We start from the raw sequence: 16,312 nt of genomic DNA on the forward strand, positions 1-16,312 counted from the left end.
TTTTACGCAATTCCGGACGGAAAACCGGTACGCTTTTCCTGGAATTGCTCAGCCCAGCAATTGCTTGCTGAGCTTGGCGCATTGGACGCGGATGTCGGGAATGGCGTCGATCTCGAAGAAGGTGCCGCGCGTCAGCGGGCCGACGGCGAGGAGCTTCGACGACACCGTGCCGTCGGCCGCGATCAGCTCGCATCTGGCGGTGACGTCGAGGCCGAGGCGCAGCGGATCGGGACGGGCCAGGCCGCGCTCGACCAGCGAACGCACGAGCCCGTTCGACGTCTTCGAGATGTCGCGGGCAATGCCCATGCAGTCATAGATGCGCGCGACCTCGAGCCTTTCCTGCGCCTGCGTGCCGCGCTGCTGGATCGTGACGGTGAAGCCGTCGTTCGGTTCGATGTCCGCGACGCGTCCGGCAACGAGGCGGATGCGACCCGAGCCGACCGCTTCGGTGACACGCTCGTAAACCTCCGGCGCCATGCGGTGGCGATGGATGTCCCACCAGGCTTTGGTGTGCTCGACGAAGCGGCGTTTGGCCGAGGGCGGCCAGTTCTGCCAGATCTTCTGGTTGAAGGGCCTCAAGCCGTCGACGACGTCGCGCCAGTCGCCGCCGGCCTTCTGGTTCTCGCGGATCAGGTTGCGGAACCAGCCGACGAAATAGGAGAGCTGGGTGCCGAGCGGGATGTCGGCGACATCGAGCTTGATCGGGTTGCCCTTGCGATGCGGCGAGGGCAGCAGACCGCGCCGCGACACGGCGACGATCTCGCCGCGATGGCCGCGCTGCTCCAGCGAAAGAAAGGCGTCGACCATGCTGAGGCCCGTGCCGAGCACCAGCACGGGAGCCTGCGGGTCGAGCGCCGTGTCGGCCTCCGATCCCATCCGGATGGCGCGGCCCTGGAAGGCACCCGGCTGCTCGTCATGGCCGGTGGCCAAGACGGCAAGGTGGCCGACGACGCTGGTGCCGTTGGCCAGGGCCACCTCGACGCCCGACGGGGTCGGCGAGACCGACAGGCTCTCCTCGCGGATCAGCCGCAAACGGCCGCGCTCGCGCTCGCGGTCTTCGAGATCGTCGAGCAGCTCCTTCAGATAGCGGGCATAGAGGCTGCGCGGCGCATAGAACGGCCCCTGGTCCGGCAGGGCGAGGCCGCGCTCCAGCACCCAGCGCGCGAAATTGTCCGGATCGTCGGCATAGGCGCTCATGCCCGAGGCCTTGACGTTGAGCACATGCGCGGAAAGCAGCGTCGAATAGGCCATGCCCTGGCCGAAATGCGGACGCTTCTCGATCAGCGTGACGCGCAGATCGGGGTTCGGCGATTTGAGCAGATGCGCAGCCAGCACGACGCCGCTGGCGCCGCCGCCGACAATGATGATGGAATTGCCGCGTCCAACCATGGCTGAAATTCAGGAGGCTCGAGGGGCCGCGATCGGGCCTAGACAGCCGGGGCCGACTGCCATGAGGCAGCCGATGCCGCGGCCGGCCGGCCGGCGCCACGAACGAATAGCGGTATGCGATTCAGTTGGTCGCGCATCGTTCTCTCTCCCTAATGTCGATAAGATTACTATACTAACCCGTTCGCACACGAAAGCCGGTTTCAATTCCGCCGCTATCTGGGGCATGGATTTACCTGGAAAAGGTGACAGCGGGATTTTTGTTCGCAGCCTGACCAAGCGTATTGGTCGGCTTCGTCATCCTAGGGCGAAGCGACGCGAAGCGGAGCGCAGACCCTAGGATCCATTCCGTTACATTCATGATAGGTGCCACGATGCAGAACAAAGACCCGGCGCAACACCGGACAGTTCTGTACCGTAGCATCACCTCTATTTTACGGCATGGATTCTAGGGTCTGCGCGCGTCGCTTCGCTCCTTGCTCCGCCCTAGAATGACGACAGAAGGGACGGCTCGCCAATCTCCGAGAGGCTCCGGTCACCAAGCACCCGCGACCAACCTTTTGCGCCTCCGCCGCTGGTACCTAGCGACACTTTTCCAACAAAGCCCGTTTGGTTGGAAGGATTTAACTCTACAAACCCGATAGAATTAACAGACGATAGAAAGGCAATCCGGTTTTCTCCTTTGAATGGAGCCTTTCATGTCGACCATTTCCAGACGCATTCTTGTCCTGTCGTCGGCAGCGCTGGCAAGCGCCGCCCTGCTCGGCCCAGTCATGGCCGAGGATTTGAAAATCACCATCGGCTACCAGACGGTGGTCGAGCCCTCGAAGGTGCCGCAGGCAGATGGCGCCTATGAGAAGGCGACCAAGGCCGCGATCGACTGGCGCAAATTCGATTCCGGCGCCGACGTCATCGCGGCGATCGCTTCTGGTTCGGTCGACATAGGCTATGTCGGCTCGAGTCCGCTGGCTGCGGCCGCCAGCCGCGAGCTGCCGATTGAGACCATCTTCGTGGTCGGACTGATCGGGCCGTCGGAAGCGCTCGTCGCCCGCAACGGCGCCGGCATCGAGAAAGTCGCCGACCTCGCCGGCAAGAAGGTGGCGGTGCCGTTCGTTTCAACCACGCATTACAGCCTGCTCGCGGCGCTGAAGCACGAGGGCGTCGATGCCAAGGCGGTCGAGATCCTCAATCTCAGGCCGCCGGAAATCGCCGCCGCCTTCGCGCGCGGCGACATCGACGCGGCCTATGTCTGGGACCCGGCGCTCGGCCAGATCAAGACCTCCGGCAAGGTGGTGCTCGATTCCTCGCAAGTGGCGGCCTGGGGCGCGCCGACCTTCGACGCCTGGATCGTGCGCGCCGACTTCGCCGACAAGCATCCGGAAGCGGTGCGCGACTTCGTCAAGGTGACGGGCGAGGCTTATGCCCAATACCTGGCCAAGCCAGAGGCCTGGTCGGTCTCTTCGCCTGAGGCCGGCAAGATCGCCAAGATCACCGGCGCCAAGCTGGAAGAGGTGCCGGAACTGCTCAAGGGCTATGTCTTCCCGACGCTGGACGAGCAGGCCTCCGACAAGTTCCTCGGCGGCGGCACGGTCAAGGCGATCGCGGCGGCATCGGCCTTCCTCAAGGAGCAGGGCAAGATCGACGCGGTGCTGCCCGACTATTCGAAATACGTCACGACCAAATATGCCAGCGAGGCGCTCGCCTCGAACTGAGCTTTTCTCCAGGCAGTTCCGGAAGGAAGACCGCCCTTCCTGGAATTGCTCGACAAGCGCGGCCCTTCTTCCCTGGCCTTGCGCTTGCCTGTCCCGGAGCCGCTCACGAGGCGCGGCTTCGGGGCAGGCCCCTGACCCAGCGCTTGATCCAGCGGAGGTTTGAGCCCAATGCCGCATCTGACGCTCGACAAGGTCACCGTCCACTATGACGGCCAACCGGCGCCGGCGGTCGAACGCGTTTCGCTCGACATAGGCAAGGGCGACTTCGTCGTGCTGGTCGGCCGCTCGGGTTGCGGCAAGACCTCACTGCTCAACGTCGCTGCCGGCTTGGTGAAGCCGGCGCGCGGCCGGGCCATGATCGCCGGCCAGCCGATCACCGCGCCCGGACCCGACCGCGCCGTGGTGTTCCAGAATGACGCGCTGTTTCCCTGGCTGACCGCGCGGGAAAACGTCGCCTTCGCGCTTCGATTGCGCGGCGTGAGCGCCGACAGCCGGGCACGGCGCGCCGACGAATTGCTGTCGCTGGTCAAACTCGACGGCGCCGGCGACAGGCGCATCTGGGAACTCTCCGGCGGCATGCGCCAGCGCGTCGGCCTGGCGCGCGCGCTGGCCGCCGAACCCGAATTCCTGCTGCTCGACGAGCCGCTCGGGGCGCTCGACGCGCTGACGCGCGAACGCATGCAGACGACGCTGCTCGACCTCTGGTCGGCTGCCCAGGTCGGCGTGCTGATGGTCACGCACGGCATCGAGGAGGCGCTGGTGCTTGCCACCAGGGTCGTCGTGCTGGCGCCGGGACCCGGCCATGTGGTGCGCAGCTTCGAAACCCATTTCGGCCGGCGCTATGCCGCCGGCGAGCCGATTCGCGCGATCAAGGCGGATCCGGCCTTTGCCGCGGCCCGCTCGGAGCTGACCGACGCGATCTTCGAGGGAGAGGCGGCATGAGCGTCGGCACCTACAGCGAACGACGGGAAGCCAAAGCCGGCGAGCGCGATGGATTCTCGGTGCCATGGTCGCGGCCGCGACGCGACCGGACGGGCATTTCGGCACGGCTGGTCAGCGCCATAACCATCCTCGTCCTGTTGGCCGCTTGGACGGTGTCGGCCCGGCTGCAACTGGTCTCGCCGGTCTTCCTGCCATCGCCCGCCGCCGTCTGGGCAAAGTTCGTCGTCGTCGCCCGCGACGGTTTCGTCGACGCGACGCTGATCCAGCACGTCGCCGCCAGCCTCTGGCGCGTGTTCGCCGCGCTGATCGCGGCGATCGTCGTCGGCATTCCGATGGGGCTCGCCATCGGCATCAGCAGGGTCGGACGCGGCGTGTTCGATCCGCTGCTCGAGTTCCTGCGGCCTATCCCGCCGCTCGCCTATCTGCCGCTGATCGTCATCTGGTTCGGCATCGGCGAACCGTCGAAGATCCTGGTGATCGCCATCGCCATGCTGGCGCCGGTGGCGCTGTCGACCGCCGCCGGCGTGCGCGGCGTGTCGCGCGAGCGCATCGACGCGGCGCGTTCGCTCGGCGCGACCCGGAGCCAGCTTGTCCGCCATGTCGTGCTGCCCAGCGCGCTGCCCTCGATCCTCACCGGCCTGCGCATCGCGCTCGGCGCCGGCTGGTCGACGCTGGTGGCGGCCGAGCTGGTGGCGGCGACGCGCGGGCTGGGCTTCATGATCCAGTCGGCCGCGCAGTTCCTGGTCACCGATGTCGTGGTGATGGGCATCCTGGTGATCGCGACGATCGCCTTCGCGCTGGAATTCGTCATCCGCAGGATCGAGCGCGCGCTGGTGTCCTGGGCGGGGCGGGAATGATCCGAGCCAAGGAGAATGACGATGGCCCATTCCACCGCAGTGCTTTTCGCGCATCTCGGCCGCTCGCTCGGGCACTGGCTTCTGCACCTTCCCGACGAGGACAAGCCGTCACGGGACGACGCGCCCCGATCGCCGGCGCCGGTCCGGCTCGACGCGGAGCGCGGCCGCCTGCCGCCACACGACGAGAGTTTCTACTGGGCCTGGCAATACTGGTCGCAGTGACCGGCCCTTTCCCTTCCCCAACCAGCAAAGAGGAGATCCCCATGAGCAACCTAGCCGCCGTCGACCAGGTCATTCCGCCAACCGACATCTTTCCGCTGACCGCCCGCGTGGGCGCGGAAATCAGGGGCATCCAGCTTGGCGGAAGCCTGTCGGGCGCCACCATCGCGGCGATCAACCAGCTGCTTTTGAAGCACAAGGTCGTCTTCTTCCGTGGCCAGGAGCATCTCGACGATTCCGAGCATGAGCTGTTCGCGCGGCGCCTGGGCGATCTCGTGCCGCATCCCACGCAAGGGCCGGTGTCGGGCACCGCCTCGATCCTCAATCTGGATTCGAGCCGCGGCGGCGGCCGCGCGGACCAATGGCACACGGACGTCACCTTCGTGGACGCCTATCCGAAATTCTCCGTGCTTCGCGGCGTCGTCATTCCCGCGGCCGGGGGCGATACCATCTGGTCCAACACGCACGCCGCCTATGAAAGCCTGCCGGCGCCGCTCAAGCTGCTGGCCGACAATCTCTGGGCCATCCACAGCAATGCCTACGACTATGCCGCCGTGCGGCCTCGCGCCACCGCCGAGGAAAGGAAGCATTTCGAGGAGGTCTTCACCTCGACCGTCTACGAAACCGAGCACCCCGTCGTGCGCGTGCATCCGGAAACCGGCGAGCGCTCGCTGTTGCTCGGCAATTTCGTCCAGCGCTTCGTCGGCCTGTCGAAGAGCGACTCCGCCAAGCTCTATGAATTGTTCCAGAGCTATGTGACGACGCCCGAAAACACCGTGCGCTGGCGCTGGCAGGCCGGTGACGTCGCGATCTGGGACAATCGGGCCACCCAGCATTACGCGGTGAACGACTATGGCGACCAGCACCGGATCGTGCGCCGCGCCACCGTCGACGGCGATGTGCCGGTGAGCGTCGACGGACGCCGCAGCGTCACTCACGTCAAGACGGCCAAGCCGGCGGCAAAGGCCGCGTGAAGGCAGGCGCGGCACCACCCCTTCTCCCCTTGTGGGAGAAGGTGGATCGGCGCGTAGCGCCGAGACGGATGAGGGTGCTCCAGCGGAGTGAGACGCCGGCTTTCCCTGGAACACCCCTCATCCGTCGCCTTCGGCGACACCTTCTCCCACAAGGGGAGAAGGGGGCCTTTTCCCTCAAACGCGCGGGCGGTTCGCCCAGCCGAGGCCGAGCAGGCCGACCAGCGCGGTGACGAGGCCGATGTAGAGCCATTGTCTCTGGCCGGTCATGAAGCTGCCCTGGACCAGCCCGAGCCCCTGCAGCGACCACAGCACACCGATCGCCAGCACGAGCAGCGCCAGCAAATTCCCGATCAATCGCATCAGCGAGATCCCCCTGGAAAGTCGATCCTCCACCGGAATGCGCGCGCAATAAAGGAGGGAAAGGAAGCCAGGCAATCGCTTCCGCTTCTACTTGCGGATTGACGGCCGATCCTACTCGAGACTTCCCGCAATCCGGCTCGGTCTTCACAAAGAATACGCCTGCGTGCTCCGGAAATTTCATGACAAACTGTTTCGCGGCGACTCCAAACGTGTGCCTTTGCCATGGAACCGCCAGATCAATGCCGCATTTCCCGCCTCATTCGGCACTTACGGCGGGTTGTCTGTAAACGGAGCCCACCCCTAAAAGATGAAGAAAACCAACCGCACCGCGCTTGTCGCGGTAACGATCGCGGCTGGCCTGATGGCAGGCGCGTCGAGTGCCTCCTCGGCCGCCGCGCAATGCGGACGCGCCTCCTGGTATGCTCTGCATTCGAGAACCGCGTCCGGCGAGCGCATGAATCCCGCCGAACTGACCGCTGCGCACCGCACCTTGCCGTTCGGCACCAGGCTCAGGGTCACCAACAAGAACAATGGCCGCAGCGTCGTGGTGCGCATCAACGATCGCGGTCCGTTCGTCAGAGGCCGCGTGCTCGACCTCTCGCGCGGCGCCGCCAATCAGCTCGGTTTTATCGGCTCGGGCCACACCGCGGTGTGCATGGCGCGCGTCTGATATGTCTGATATGTCCGGTAAGAGGGGCCGGACATATTTCCTACATATTTCGGCGGTGCACATTGAGCCGGCTGTGCCCTTCGAGCCGGTTTTCCAACGCTTTCGACGAAAGACCTATTCGTCACGCCACGTGACGTATTGCATCGCAACAGTATCTTGTTAACCTCGCTGCGAGACATTCGAGGCTCGGCGCTGCTCGTCGGCCCTTTGGTCGTCAGGTAGCAGCGAGGTTCCCGATGTTCTACCAGCTCTACGAAATGAACCATGCGGCGCTGCAGCCCGCCCGCCTCTACGCCGACGCGGTGCGGCTTTTCTATTCCAACCCGCTCAATCCTGTCTCGCACACGCCGCTCGGCCGTTCGGTCGCGGCAGCCGCCGAACTGTTCGAGCGCACCACGCGCCGCTACGGCAAGCCGCAATTCGGCCTGACCGAGACGGTGATCGACTGGAAGACCGTCGACGTCACTGAAAAGACCGTCTGGTCGAAGCCTTTCTGCAACCTCACCCGCTTCGAGCGTTCGCTTCCGGCGGGCCGCAAGCCGGACCCGAAGCTTCTGATCGTGGCGCCGATGTCCGGCCACTACGCGACGCTGCTGCGCGGGACGGTCGAGGCGATGCTGCCTCACGCCGACGTGCACATCACCGACTGGGTCGACGCCCGCATGGTGCCGCTGTCGCAGGGGAGCTTCGATCTCGACGACTATATCGACTATGTCGTCGACATGTTCCATGCGCTGGGTCCGGACACCCATGTGATGGCGGTCTGCCAGCCATCGGTGCCGGTGCTGGCGGCGGTGGCGCTGATGGAAAAACGCGGTGACCCCTTCGTGCCGGCGACCATGACGCTGATGGGCGGCCCGATAGACACCCGCCGCAACCCGACCGCGGTCAATCTGCTGGCCGAGGAAAAGGGCATCGGCTGGTTCCGCGACAACGTCATCATGCAGGCGCCCTGGCCGGTGCCGGGCTTCGGCCGCGAGGTCTATCCCGGCTTCCTGCAGCTCTCGGGCTTCATGAGCATGAATCTCGACCGCCATATCATCGCCCACAAGGACTTCTTCATGCACCTTGTGAAGAACGATGGCGACAACGCCGAGAAGCACCGCGACTTCTATGACGAATATCTGGCGGTGATGGACCTGACGGCGGAGTTCTACCTGCAGACCGTCGACACGGTGTTCGTGCGCCACGCCTTGCCGAAGGGCGAAATGACCCATCGCGGCGAGGCCGTCGATCCGAGCCTCATCCGCAACGTCGCCCTGTTCACCGTCGAGGGTGAGAACGACGATATTTCCGGTCTCGGCCAGACCCAGGCCGCGCACGATCTTTGCGCGAACATCCCAGCCGACAGGCAAGCCCACTACATGCAGCCGGCCGTCGGCCATTATGGCGTCTTCAACGGCTCGCGGTTCCGGTCCGAGATCGTGCCGCGCATCGTCGACTTCATCGCCAGCTATGGCCGCCAGACCCGGGTGGCGGCGAAGCCGAAGCTGGTCCGCTCCGCCAAGAGCTGAGCAAGGCGCCGAAACGCTTGCCCGGCGGCTATGCTTGCGCTGGCGGGTCGCATGCCTTGGTGATCGGCCGAGACACCCGCTGCCTCGTTATCCTAGGGCGGAGCAAGGAGCGAAGCGACGCAGCGCAGACCCAAGGATCCGTGCCGTTACATACGAATGGTGCAGCGGTGCAGAACAACCTCCGTCTTGCGCCGCCTTTGCTCTTCGCGCAACCTCACGACACGGATTCCAGGGTCTCCGCGACGGAGCTTCGCTCCTGCTTCGCCCTTGAATGACGAGGAGGCGTCCGCGCCGGTTAGGGAAGCTAACGGCGGGCGGCTTGCGGCGTTCGCCGACGGCGCTGTTGCGAAAGTGCCGCTGTCAGCATCGCGCGGGTAACCATGCCGTCAAACTAGCCGTTGTCTCTAATTGACACGGACTGTAAATCGCCTTTAACGTTTCGTTAATAAAAGAACAGGGCGGACCGGGGGACAATGACTTCCTCACCGATGACGCGGATGCTGCGCTTGTGCGCAGTCGCAGGGTTGGCGATCTCGGCCCACTGGGCGGTGCCGGCATCGGCGGCGGGCGCCATGGCCACCGGCGGCCTGACCTCGCAGCCGATCGGACACTACGATTTCTGCAAGGCGTATCCGAGTGAATGCAACATCCGCCCGGCCAATCTCGCGCCGGCCACGATGACCGACGGCCTGTGGCGCAGGCTGATCAGCGTGACCGCCAAGGTCAACGCCGCCGTCAAGCCGATGAGCGATCTCGACAATTACGGCAAGGACGAGGTCTGGACCTATCCGGACAACGGCTTCGGCGACTGCGAGGACTATGTGCTGGAAAAACGGCGCGAGCTCTATCGCATGGGCATGTCGCTCGCGGATCTCTTGATCACCGTCGTGCGCAAGCCCGACGGCGAAGGCCATTCCGTGCTGACGGTGCGCACCGACAAGGGTGACTACATCCTCGACAATCTGACCGACAAGGTCAAAGCCTGGGACGCGACCGGCTACCGCTATCTCAAGCGGCAGGCGATCGACAATACCGGCCGCTGGGTCTCGATCCGCGACGGCCAGCCGGTGCTTGTGGGATCGGTGCAATAGGCAAAGCTGGCGGCGCCAATTTCGTCATTCCAGGGCGAAGCAAGGAGCGCAGCGACGCGGCGCAGACCATAGGATCCACTCCGTTACCTATAAGCGTCACCGCGGTGCATAACGACCTCTGTTCTGCGCCGCCTTATCCTTCGCGCGAAGTCACGGAATGGATCCTCGGGTCTGCGCGTCCGCTTCGCTCCCGCTCCGCCCGTGGATGACGAAGTTCGGGCGCTTCGGCTAAACCCCACCCTTGTCATCCGGGGCAACTATCCCCTCAGCGCGGCCCGAACCGATGCGGTGATCTTCCGCAGCTCCGCCTCGTCCAGCTTCTCGATGCTCTCGGCCAGAAGATTGGCCAGCTCGGTCGCGGCGGGCGACAGGCCGGAGGTATCGATCCTGACCCTGGGATGCGAGGTCTCGGCGAGGCGGGCGAGATCCTCCGCGTCGTCCCAGATGATGTTGAAATAGCCGATGATCTTCTGGATCAGCGTCCAGGTCGGCGCGCCGCGCCGGCCATGCTCCAGCGCCGACAGATAGGCGGCGCTGACGCCGATGGCCTGAGCCATCGCCTTCTGGCTGACGCCGCGCTCGGCACGCAATGCCCTGAGCTTCTCGCCGAACGGGGTCACTGTCGCGTCCTCAAGGCCGGCATCCTCATGACCGCGTCCGCCGCAAGCGGATATAGAGCGCGCCCGAGCCGCCATGATTGCGGGCGGCATGATCATGACTCGAAACAAGGTGCCGGAAGGCCGGTGTCGACAACCAGTGCGGCACCGAGCGCCGCAAGATCCCGTCGCCGCCCGAGGACGAGCCCTTGCCGGTGATGACCAGCACGTAGCGGATGCCGCCGGCATGCGCGCGGTGCAGGAAGCCGAGCAGCAGCGAATAGGCCTCGTCCTGCGTCATGCCATGCAGATCGACGCGGCCCTCGATCGGCAGCCGGCCTTTCTTCAGCTTGTCGAGCGTCTGGTCGTCGAGCGCATGCGAGACGTGCTGCGGCTTCGGCTTCGCGGCAACGACCGGAGCGCCGTTGGCCGGCGCGGGCGCCGGCGCCGGCTTCGGCTCGACGATATCGGGAATCTCGATCGCGACCTTGCCTTTCAGCGGCCGCGTCGTCCGCGCCACCAGGTTCCATAGGATACGATCGTCCTCGCTGAGCTTGTCGTCGCGGCGGGTCACGCGCCCCTCCTGTCGACCAGCCCGCGCGGGACCAGCGCGTAGAAGTCGGCGGCGTCGCGCACAACGCCGGCGATTTCGCCGGCGGCATCGCCTGAGCCCGCGAAGAGATCGCCCCGCGCCGGACCGGTGATGGCCGAGCCGGTGTCCTGCGCGATCATCAGCCGCCGGAACGGTTTCCGGTCGAAGGCCGTGAGCGTCGGCGCATCGATGTAGAAGGGCGTGCCGAAGGTGTGCAGCAGCCGGTCGACGGCGACCGAGCGGCCGGGCGTCAGCGGCACCTTGGCGGCGGCGATCGGGCCGAGCGCCGTATCCTCGACCGGCGCTTCGCGGAAGAAAATGTAGGAGCGGTTCCGCCAGAGGATCTCGTCGACGCGGTCGGGATGCGCCTTGAACCAGGCGCGGATCGACTGCATCGTCACCTTCGCAAGCGGGATTTCGCCGAGCTCGCTCAGGATCCTGCCCGGACCGGTGAAGCGCTGGCCGGATTTGGCGGCATAGGTGACGCGGCAGAGCCTGCCATCGGTCATCTTCAGTCGCGCCGCGCCCTGGACGTGGATGAAGAAGGCGTCGACCTTGTCGGCGAGCCAGGCAATCTCGAGCTTCCGGTCGGAAAGCGCGCCGCGCTCGATCTCGCCGCGGTCGAAATATTCGACCGGACCGGCAGGCGTATCGCGCGCGAAGGCGAGATAGGGATCCATGCCGCCGGGGCGGTTTTTGTCATCGATGTCGATCAAATCGGCGGGGCGCGAGAGCAGCGGCACGGTGAACCGCTCCGTCCTGATAGGCGAGGCCTCGGCCTCCGGTTCGTAGAAGCCGGTGACGAGACCAGCGCCGCCGTTGTCGGCCGCCACCAGCATGGGAACGAAACGGCGCTCGAAGAACGATCGCGCCTCGGAACGATTCGCCGGTGAAACGGTCCGCGCTTCGGCATAGGCCTCGGCAAAGCCGTCGAATGCGACGCCGAGCGACCCGGTGCGGTAGGGCTTGGTCGGCGCGTGGAAAGCGGAGCGTCTAAACGCCGCGAAAGCGGCGAGATGGTCGTCCTCGTCCCAGCCCGGCAGGTCGCCGAAGGATTTTTGGATGAATGTGGAAGAGAGCGGCACGACCTGGCCCCGCCGCTTGGTCTCAGTCTTCTTCTTCCGTGGCGACGAGCTTCCAGTTCGGATCCCGCGAGCGGGTATCGCGGAAGAAGGTCCACACGTCCTTGACCTCGGCGACTTTCTCGGGATCGCCGTCGATGACGGCGCCGACCTTGTCGCGGGTCGCCGAAATCAGCTCGCTGACGATGCGCAGCGTGATATGCGCCTCCGAACCCTTCATCTCGGCGGCGACGATATCGACCTTGTCGATGCCGACAAAGGAGGACTGGATCTTTTCCGCCTTCGCCTCGCGCTCGCCGATCGCGGCGACGAAGCTGTCATAGACTTCGCGCGACAACAGGTTCTTCAGGGTTTTGCGGTCGCCGTCGGCGAAGGCCATGACGATCATCTCATAGGCCATCTTGGCGCCGTCGATGAAGGTCTTCGGGTCGAAGGAGGGATCGTTGTCCTTGATCGTGCGCAGACCCTTGTTGAGATCGGTGTCCGGTTTGGCGAAGGCGTCGATCGCGGCATAGGTCTCGGCCGTCGCCTCCCCCGGCATGCGCTTGCGCGGCAGCGACACCACATTCTCGGATTTCTGCGCCGCGTCCTGGTCGCGCGTGCGGCTCGCCGAATAAGGGTCGAAAGGCGGGCGCTCGTTTCCGGTGCGACGTCCAAGCACGTTGCGGAGCTGGAAGAAGATCACCACCGCCGCAATCAAGAAGAAAATCGTGCCGAAGTCGAAGAAACCCATATCTTCCGCCAATTCGATCCCTGTCCTGGCCGGACCACCAGAGCCCCTAGGATGGCGGCGGTCGCATAGCGTTCATTACCCAAAGCATATAGAACGGCGAGCGCAATCATTCAAATCAAAGGCAGCCATACCTACCTAATGGCCACAGTGCCAGCGGCGATTGCCCGCGAGGCCGCAAAAGAAGAAAGCGATCGGTAGAGATTTGCGACTTTCACTCTTCCCGCTGTTCCTGATCCTGCTGCCGCTTCTGGAGATAGCAGGCTTCGTCGTCGTCGGCCGCGAAATCGGCGCTTTGGCGACGGTCGGGCTCGTCATCCTTTCCAGCATCGCCGGCAGCCTGCTGCTTCGCCACCAGGGTTTCGGAGTGATGGCGCGGGTGCGGGCGGAAATGGATGCCGGACGCGATCCCAGCCGCCAGCTCGCGCATGGCGCGATGATCGTGCTGGCGGCGGTCCTGCTCATCATTCCAGGCTTCATCACCGACATCATCGCCATCCTGCTGCTCCTGCCGCCGGTGCGGGATCTCGCCTGGCGCCTGCTCAAGAACCGCATCGTGATGGCGACCAGCTTCAGCAGCGGCTTTTCAGCCCGCCGGCGCGACAGGGTCATCGATCTCGACGACAGCGATTACACGCGTGAGGACGACTTCAAACGCGGGCCGGACCACAATTCCCCCTGGCGGCGACTGAAGGACGACTAGGTCTTTCGACCAAAGGATTGAGCAGTCGTAGCATTGGCAAGTAGGACGCCTATCGCTTCGTCATCCTATGGCGGAGCAAGGAGCGAAGCGACGCGGCGCAGACCATAGGATCCAGCCGTGACCTGGGAGCACCGTCCGCGGCGAAGAATTCTGCTCCGCAGCATTCTTCGGCCGAGGTCACGGCATGGATTCCAGGGTCTTCGCGACGCCGCTTCGCGGCTGCTCCGCCCTGGAATGACGAGGTTGGAGCGCTTTGGCCAATCCCCAGCGTTTGCGCTTCCCGTTCCGTCTGCCGATAAAGGCAGCAAAACTTGTTTTGTCCTGCCGAGCATGGTAGCGAACCCGCGATTTCAATCCGGTCAGCAATGCTGCCCAGGCAAAAGGACAAAGGCTCATGGCCAGCAACGATGACGCCGCCGCCAATGGCAACGGCAACCAGGCACAGCCCTCGCTCAACGTGCTTGCGCAATATGTGAAGGACCTGTCCTTCGAAAGCCCTGGAGCGCCGAACTCGCTGCGCGGCCGCGACAAGGCGCCCGGCATCGCCATCAACGTCAACGTCAACGCCAATCCGCTTTCGGACAAGCAGTTCGACGTCAATCTGACGTTGAACGCCAAGGCCTCCTTCGATCAGGAAGTGCTGTTCAACGTCGAGCTGGTCTATGGCGGCGTCTTCGCCATCAGCGGCTTCCCGCAGGAGCACATGCTGCCGATCCTGTTCATCGAGTGCCCGCGGCTTCTGTTTCCCTTCGCCCGTCAGATCATCGCGGACGCCACCCGCAATGGCGGCTTCCCGCCGCTGATGCTCGACCCGATCGATTTCGCGCAGATGTTCCAGCAGCGCATCGCCGAGGACCAGGCCGCGAGCAAGGTCCAGGTGAGCTGAGACAGGCTTGGCCGGTTGGTCGAGAAGCCCGGCCTAGCGCCGGGCTTTTATTTTCTTCGACCTTCGCGAATTGCCGCTACGACAGCTCGCTCGTCATCCTAGGGCGGAGCAAGGAGCGAAGCGACGCAGCGCAGACCCTAGGATCCATGCCGTTACGCTAAAGCATTGCAACGGTTACAGAATTTTGCACCGTTGCACTCTGCGGCGACGGTCACGGCATGGATACTCGGGTCAAGCCCGAGTATGACGAAAGAATGGGCGATACAGCTAACCGCGTAGGTTGGCGCCAACGAGCAAGTGCTCAACCTACAGCCGCTTATTGTTGGCTCGGCTGGCTCCGACCTTCGCGATTTGCCATGACGAATCGTCCGGCCGTCATCCTAGGGCGGAGCAAGGAGCGAAGCGACGCGCGCAGACCCTAGGATCCATGCCGTTACGCTAAGGCGTTGCGACGGTTACAGAATTCTGCACCGTTGCACTCTACGGCAAGGGTCATGGCATGGATACCGGGTCAAGCCCGAGTATGACGAATTCATGAGGGTTTCCGCTAGCTAATCTCCGAGGTAGGCACCAGAAGCGGCCGCTCAACCGGCAGCCACCTTCAGCCACAACGCCTTTTCGCCGAGCGTGCCGACGAGGCCGGCATGGGCAGCGCGATCCGCCTCTGTGAGGCGCGGCGGCAGGGCGATCGGCCTCGCGCCGATCGAGATGTCGATATCGGCCACCTCGCCGGCGCCGTTCATCTGCACGGCCACGGTCTCGAGGACCAGCGCCGCCTGCTTGCCGCCGATGAGCTCGATGTAGACCTCGGCCAGCAATTCGGAGTCGAGCAGCGCGCCATGCTTGGTGCGGCGGGTGTTGTCGATGCCGTAGCGCCGGCAAAGCGCATCCAGCGAATTCGGGCCCATCGGATGCTTGCGGCGCGCCAGCGCCAGCGTGTCGACGATGCGGCCGGGATCGATGGCCGGATGGTCGAGCCGGCTGAATTCGAGGTTGAGGAAACCGATGTCGAACGCGGCGTTGTGGGCGATCAGCTTGGCGCCGTCGGTGAAGGCCAGCCATTCGTCGGCGATTTCGGCGAAGGTCGGCTTGCCGACCAGATCGGCTGCGCTGATGCCGTGCACGGCCTGCGCCTCGGCATGAATGGCGCGCCCCTGCGGATTGATGAATTTGTGGAAGGTGCGGCCGGTCGGGAAGCGATTGACCAGCTCGACGCCGCCGAGCTCGATGATGCGGTCGTCGCGCAGATCGAGGCCGGTGGTTTCGGTATCGAAGATGATCTCACGCATTTCGAATCAGCCTGCTCCAAGCGAGCAGAATCATACACCGGAACAAAATGGCAATGGGGCCTACTGACAACAGGCGTCAGGAAGCGTTTTTGTCGGACTTATCCCCGGTCAATTCTTGGCCATCGTCAAATCGCTGACGACGGCGGCGACCGCCGCCCGCGCGGCGTCAAAACCATGGCCGGTGTCGACGATGAAATCGGCCTGACGGCGCTTCTCGGCGTCCGGGACCTGCTTGGCAAGGATGGAGGCGAATTTCTCCTCGCTCATGCCGGGCCTTTCGAGCACACGGGCGCGCTGCACCTCGGCAGGCGCGGTGACGACCACGACCTTGTCGACGCGGTTGCGTCCGCCTGTTTCGAACAGCAGCGGGATGTCGAGCACGGCGAGCGGCGCGCCGGCGGCACGGTGCCTGGCCAGGAACGCATCGGCATCGGCGCGCACCAGCGGATGGATGATCGCCTCGAGCTTCTTCAGCGCGGCGGGATCGCCCAGCACCTTCTCGGCCAGCCGGGCGCGATCGACCACGCCCGCCTTCGTCGTGCCGGGAAAGGCCGCTTCGACCAGAGGCGCCGCCTTGCCGGCATAGAGCCGATGCACGGTCTCGTCCGAATCATGCACCGGCACGCCGGCCTCGGCGAACATTTTTGCGGTGGTCGACTTACCCATGCCGATCGATCCGGTGAGGCCGAGCACGATCATGGCTTTGCCC

General features: G+C 64.7%; 18 protein-coding genes. 10 read left to right on the plus strand and 8 right to left on the minus strand.

What is annotated here, in order from left to right; all coding sequences use genetic code 11:
* Positions 1–48: 48 nt before the first annotated feature.
* Complete coding sequence (locus QAZ47_RS03980; RefSeq protein WP_278205675.1) at positions 49–1,389, minus strand: FAD/NAD(P)-binding protein; 1,341 nt, start codon at positions 1,387–1,389, stop codon at positions 49–51.
* Positions 1,390–2,084: 695 nt separating this feature from the next.
* Here QAZ47_RS03980 and tauA point away from each other — a divergent pair.
* The 5 genes from tauA (at position 2,085) to QAZ47_RS04005 (ending at position 6,090) form a co-directional block, all read left to right on the plus strand.
* Positions 2,085–3,098 carry a taurine ABC transporter substrate-binding protein gene (tauA, locus tag QAZ47_RS03985; RefSeq protein WP_278205676.1) on the plus strand — a complete coding sequence of 338 codons (1,014 nt, stop codon included), beginning with the start codon at positions 2,085–2,087 and terminating at the stop codon, positions 3,096–3,098.
* A 168-nt stretch (positions 3,099–3,266) separates the two neighbouring features.
* The gene (locus tag QAZ47_RS03990; protein ID WP_278205677.1) at positions 3,267–4,040 is read left to right on the plus strand and encodes a taurine ABC transporter ATP-binding protein; all 774 of its coding nucleotides are present in this window, start codon (positions 3,267–3,269) and stop codon (positions 4,038–4,040) included.
* A complete protein-coding gene (locus QAZ47_RS03995; RefSeq protein WP_278205679.1) occupies positions 4,037–4,897 on the plus strand; it encodes an ABC transporter permease subunit in 861 nt (286 codons plus the stop codon). Before QAZ47_RS03990 ends, QAZ47_RS03995 begins: the two co-directional genes overlap by 4 nt.
* Before the next feature lie 21 nt (positions 4,898–4,918).
* The gene (locus QAZ47_RS04000; RefSeq protein ID WP_278205680.1) at positions 4,919–5,119 is read left to right on the plus strand and encodes a hypothetical protein; all 201 of its coding nucleotides are present in this window, start codon (positions 4,919–4,921) and stop codon (positions 5,117–5,119) included.
* A gap of 41 nt (positions 5,120–5,160) precedes the next feature.
* Entirely contained in the window at positions 5,161–6,090 is a 930-nt protein-coding gene (locus QAZ47_RS04005; RefSeq protein WP_278205682.1) for a TauD/TfdA family dioxygenase, read from the plus strand.
* A gap of 174 nt (positions 6,091–6,264) precedes the next feature.
* Here QAZ47_RS04005 and QAZ47_RS04010 read toward each other — a convergent pair whose 3' ends face one another.
* A complete protein-coding gene (locus QAZ47_RS04010) occupies positions 6,265–6,450 on the minus strand; it encodes a hypothetical protein (RefSeq protein WP_278205683.1) in 186 nt (61 codons plus the stop codon).
* 307 nt (positions 6,451–6,757) lie between these two features.
* On the opposite strand from QAZ47_RS04010, the gene QAZ47_RS04015 reads away from it, so the two are divergent.
* The 3 genes from QAZ47_RS04015 to QAZ47_RS04025 all read left to right on the plus strand — a co-directional run bounded on the left by QAZ47_RS04015 (position 6,758) and on the right by QAZ47_RS04025 (position 9,725).
* Positions 6,758–7,120 (plus strand): septal ring lytic transglycosylase RlpA family protein, encoded by a 363-nt coding sequence (locus tag QAZ47_RS04015; RefSeq protein WP_278232595.1) that lies wholly within the window; start codon positions 6,758–6,760, stop codon positions 7,118–7,120.
* Positions 7,121–7,356: 236 nt separating this feature from the next.
* On the plus strand, positions 7,357–8,634 hold the full coding sequence (locus QAZ47_RS04020; RefSeq protein WP_278232596.1) for a polyhydroxyalkanoate depolymerase: 1,278 nt from the start codon (positions 7,357–7,359) through the stop codon (positions 8,632–8,634).
* 473 nt (positions 8,635–9,107) lie between these two features.
* Entirely contained in the window at positions 9,108–9,725 is a 618-nt protein-coding gene (locus QAZ47_RS04025) for a transglutaminase-like cysteine peptidase (RefSeq protein ID WP_278077096.1), read from the plus strand.
* A 257-nt stretch (positions 9,726–9,982) separates the two neighbouring features.
* On the opposite strand, the gene QAZ47_RS04030 is transcribed toward QAZ47_RS04025, so the two are convergent.
* The 4 genes from QAZ47_RS04030 to QAZ47_RS04045 are packed head-to-tail and all read right to left on the minus strand — an operon-like array spanning position 9,983 to position 12,728.
* The gene (locus QAZ47_RS04030) at positions 9,983–10,345 is read right to left on the minus strand and encodes a helix-turn-helix transcriptional regulator (protein WP_278205690.1); all 363 of its coding nucleotides are present in this window, start codon (positions 10,343–10,345) and stop codon (positions 9,983–9,985) included.
* Positions 10,346–10,370: 25 nt separating this feature from the next.
* Positions 10,371–10,895 (minus strand): Smr/MutS family protein, encoded by a 525-nt coding sequence (locus QAZ47_RS04035; protein WP_278232597.1) that lies wholly within the window; start codon positions 10,893–10,895, stop codon positions 10,371–10,373.
* The gene (locus tag QAZ47_RS04040; protein ID WP_278232598.1) at positions 10,892–11,998 is read right to left on the minus strand and encodes a murein transglycosylase A; all 1,107 of its coding nucleotides are present in this window, start codon (positions 11,996–11,998) and stop codon (positions 10,892–10,894) included. The genes QAZ47_RS04035 and QAZ47_RS04040 overlap by 4 nt, the downstream gene beginning before the upstream one ends.
* Before the next feature lie 22 nt (positions 11,999–12,020).
* Entirely contained in the window at positions 12,021–12,728 is a 708-nt protein-coding gene (locus QAZ47_RS04045; RefSeq protein WP_278232599.1) for a Tim44/TimA family putative adaptor protein, read from the minus strand.
* 202 nt (positions 12,729–12,930) lie between these two features.
* On the opposite strand from QAZ47_RS04045, the gene QAZ47_RS04050 reads away from it, so the two are divergent.
* Together QAZ47_RS04050 and secB are read left to right on the plus strand one after the other, a co-directional pair.
* Positions 12,931–13,428 carry an FxsA family protein gene (locus QAZ47_RS04050; RefSeq protein ID WP_278232600.1) on the plus strand — a complete coding sequence of 166 codons (498 nt, stop codon included), beginning with the start codon at positions 12,931–12,933 and terminating at the stop codon, positions 13,426–13,428.
* Between the two features lie 394 nt (positions 13,429–13,822).
* The gene (gene secB, locus QAZ47_RS04055; RefSeq protein ID WP_278205697.1) at positions 13,823–14,314 is read left to right on the plus strand and encodes a protein-export chaperone SecB; all 492 of its coding nucleotides are present in this window, start codon (positions 13,823–13,825) and stop codon (positions 14,312–14,314) included.
* 584 nt (positions 14,315–14,898) lie between these two features.
* Here the strand turns inward: secB and dnaQ are convergent.
* Positions 14,899–15,603 (minus strand): DNA polymerase III subunit epsilon, encoded by a 705-nt coding sequence (gene dnaQ / locus QAZ47_RS04060; RefSeq protein ID WP_278232601.1) that lies wholly within the window; start codon positions 15,601–15,603, stop codon positions 14,899–14,901.
* 108 nt (positions 15,604–15,711) lie between these two features.
* The gene (coaE, locus tag QAZ47_RS04065) at positions 15,712–16,302 is read right to left on the minus strand and encodes a dephospho-CoA kinase (protein ID WP_278233770.1); all 591 of its coding nucleotides are present in this window, start codon (positions 16,300–16,302) and stop codon (positions 15,712–15,714) included.
* Positions 16,303–16,312 lie beyond the last annotated feature (10 nt).

It is taken from the genome of Mesorhizobium sp. WSM4904 (genome assembly GCF_029674545.1).
GTDB lineage: Bacteria > Pseudomonadota > Alphaproteobacteria > Rhizobiales > Rhizobiaceae > Mesorhizobium.

Excerpts from the sequence above, each read along its gene's own strand:
- QAZ47_RS03980 (WP_278205675.1), bottom strand. The coding sequence starts at position 1,389 with ATGGTTGGACGCGGCAATTCCATCATCATTGTCGGCGGCGGCGCCAGC.
- tauA (WP_278205676.1), top strand. The coding sequence starts at position 2,085 with ATGTCGACCATTTCCAGACGCATTCTTGTCCTGTCGTCGGCAGCGCTG.
- QAZ47_RS03990 (WP_278205677.1), top strand. The coding sequence starts at position 3,267 with ATGCCGCATCTGACGCTCGACAAGGTCACCGTCCACTATGACGGCCAA.
- QAZ47_RS03995 (WP_278205679.1), top strand. The coding sequence starts at position 4,037 with ATGAGCGTCGGCACCTACAGCGAACGACGGGAAGCCAAAGCCGGCGAG.
- QAZ47_RS04000 (WP_278205680.1), top strand. The coding sequence starts at position 4,919 with ATGGCCCATTCCACCGCAGTGCTTTTCGCGCATCTCGGCCGCTCGCTC.
- QAZ47_RS04005 (WP_278205682.1), top strand. The coding sequence starts at position 5,161 with ATGAGCAACCTAGCCGCCGTCGACCAGGTCATTCCGCCAACCGACATC.
- QAZ47_RS04010 (WP_278205683.1), bottom strand. The coding sequence starts at position 6,450 with ATGCGATTGATCGGGAATTTGCTGGCGCTGCTCGTGCTGGCGATCGGT.
- QAZ47_RS04015 (WP_278232595.1), top strand. The coding sequence starts at position 6,758 with ATGAAGAAAACCAACCGCACCGCGCTTGTCGCGGTAACGATCGCGGCT.
- QAZ47_RS04020 (WP_278232596.1), top strand. The coding sequence starts at position 7,357 with ATGTTCTACCAGCTCTACGAAATGAACCATGCGGCGCTGCAGCCCGCC.
- QAZ47_RS04025 (WP_278077096.1), top strand. The coding sequence starts at position 9,108 with ATGACTTCCTCACCGATGACGCGGATGCTGCGCTTGTGCGCAGTCGCA.
- QAZ47_RS04045 (WP_278232599.1), bottom strand. The coding sequence starts at position 12,728 with ATGGGTTTCTTCGACTTCGGCACGATTTTCTTCTTGATTGCGGCGGTG.
- secB (WP_278205697.1), top strand. The coding sequence starts at position 13,823 with ATGGCCAGCAACGATGACGCCGCCGCCAATGGCAACGGCAACCAGGCA.
- dnaQ (WP_278232601.1), bottom strand. The coding sequence starts at position 15,603 with ATGCGTGAGATCATCTTCGATACCGAAACCACCGGCCTCGATCTGCGC.
- coaE (WP_278233770.1), bottom strand. The coding sequence starts at position 16,302 with ATGATCGTGCTCGGCCTCACCGGATCGATCGGCATGGGTAAGTCGACC.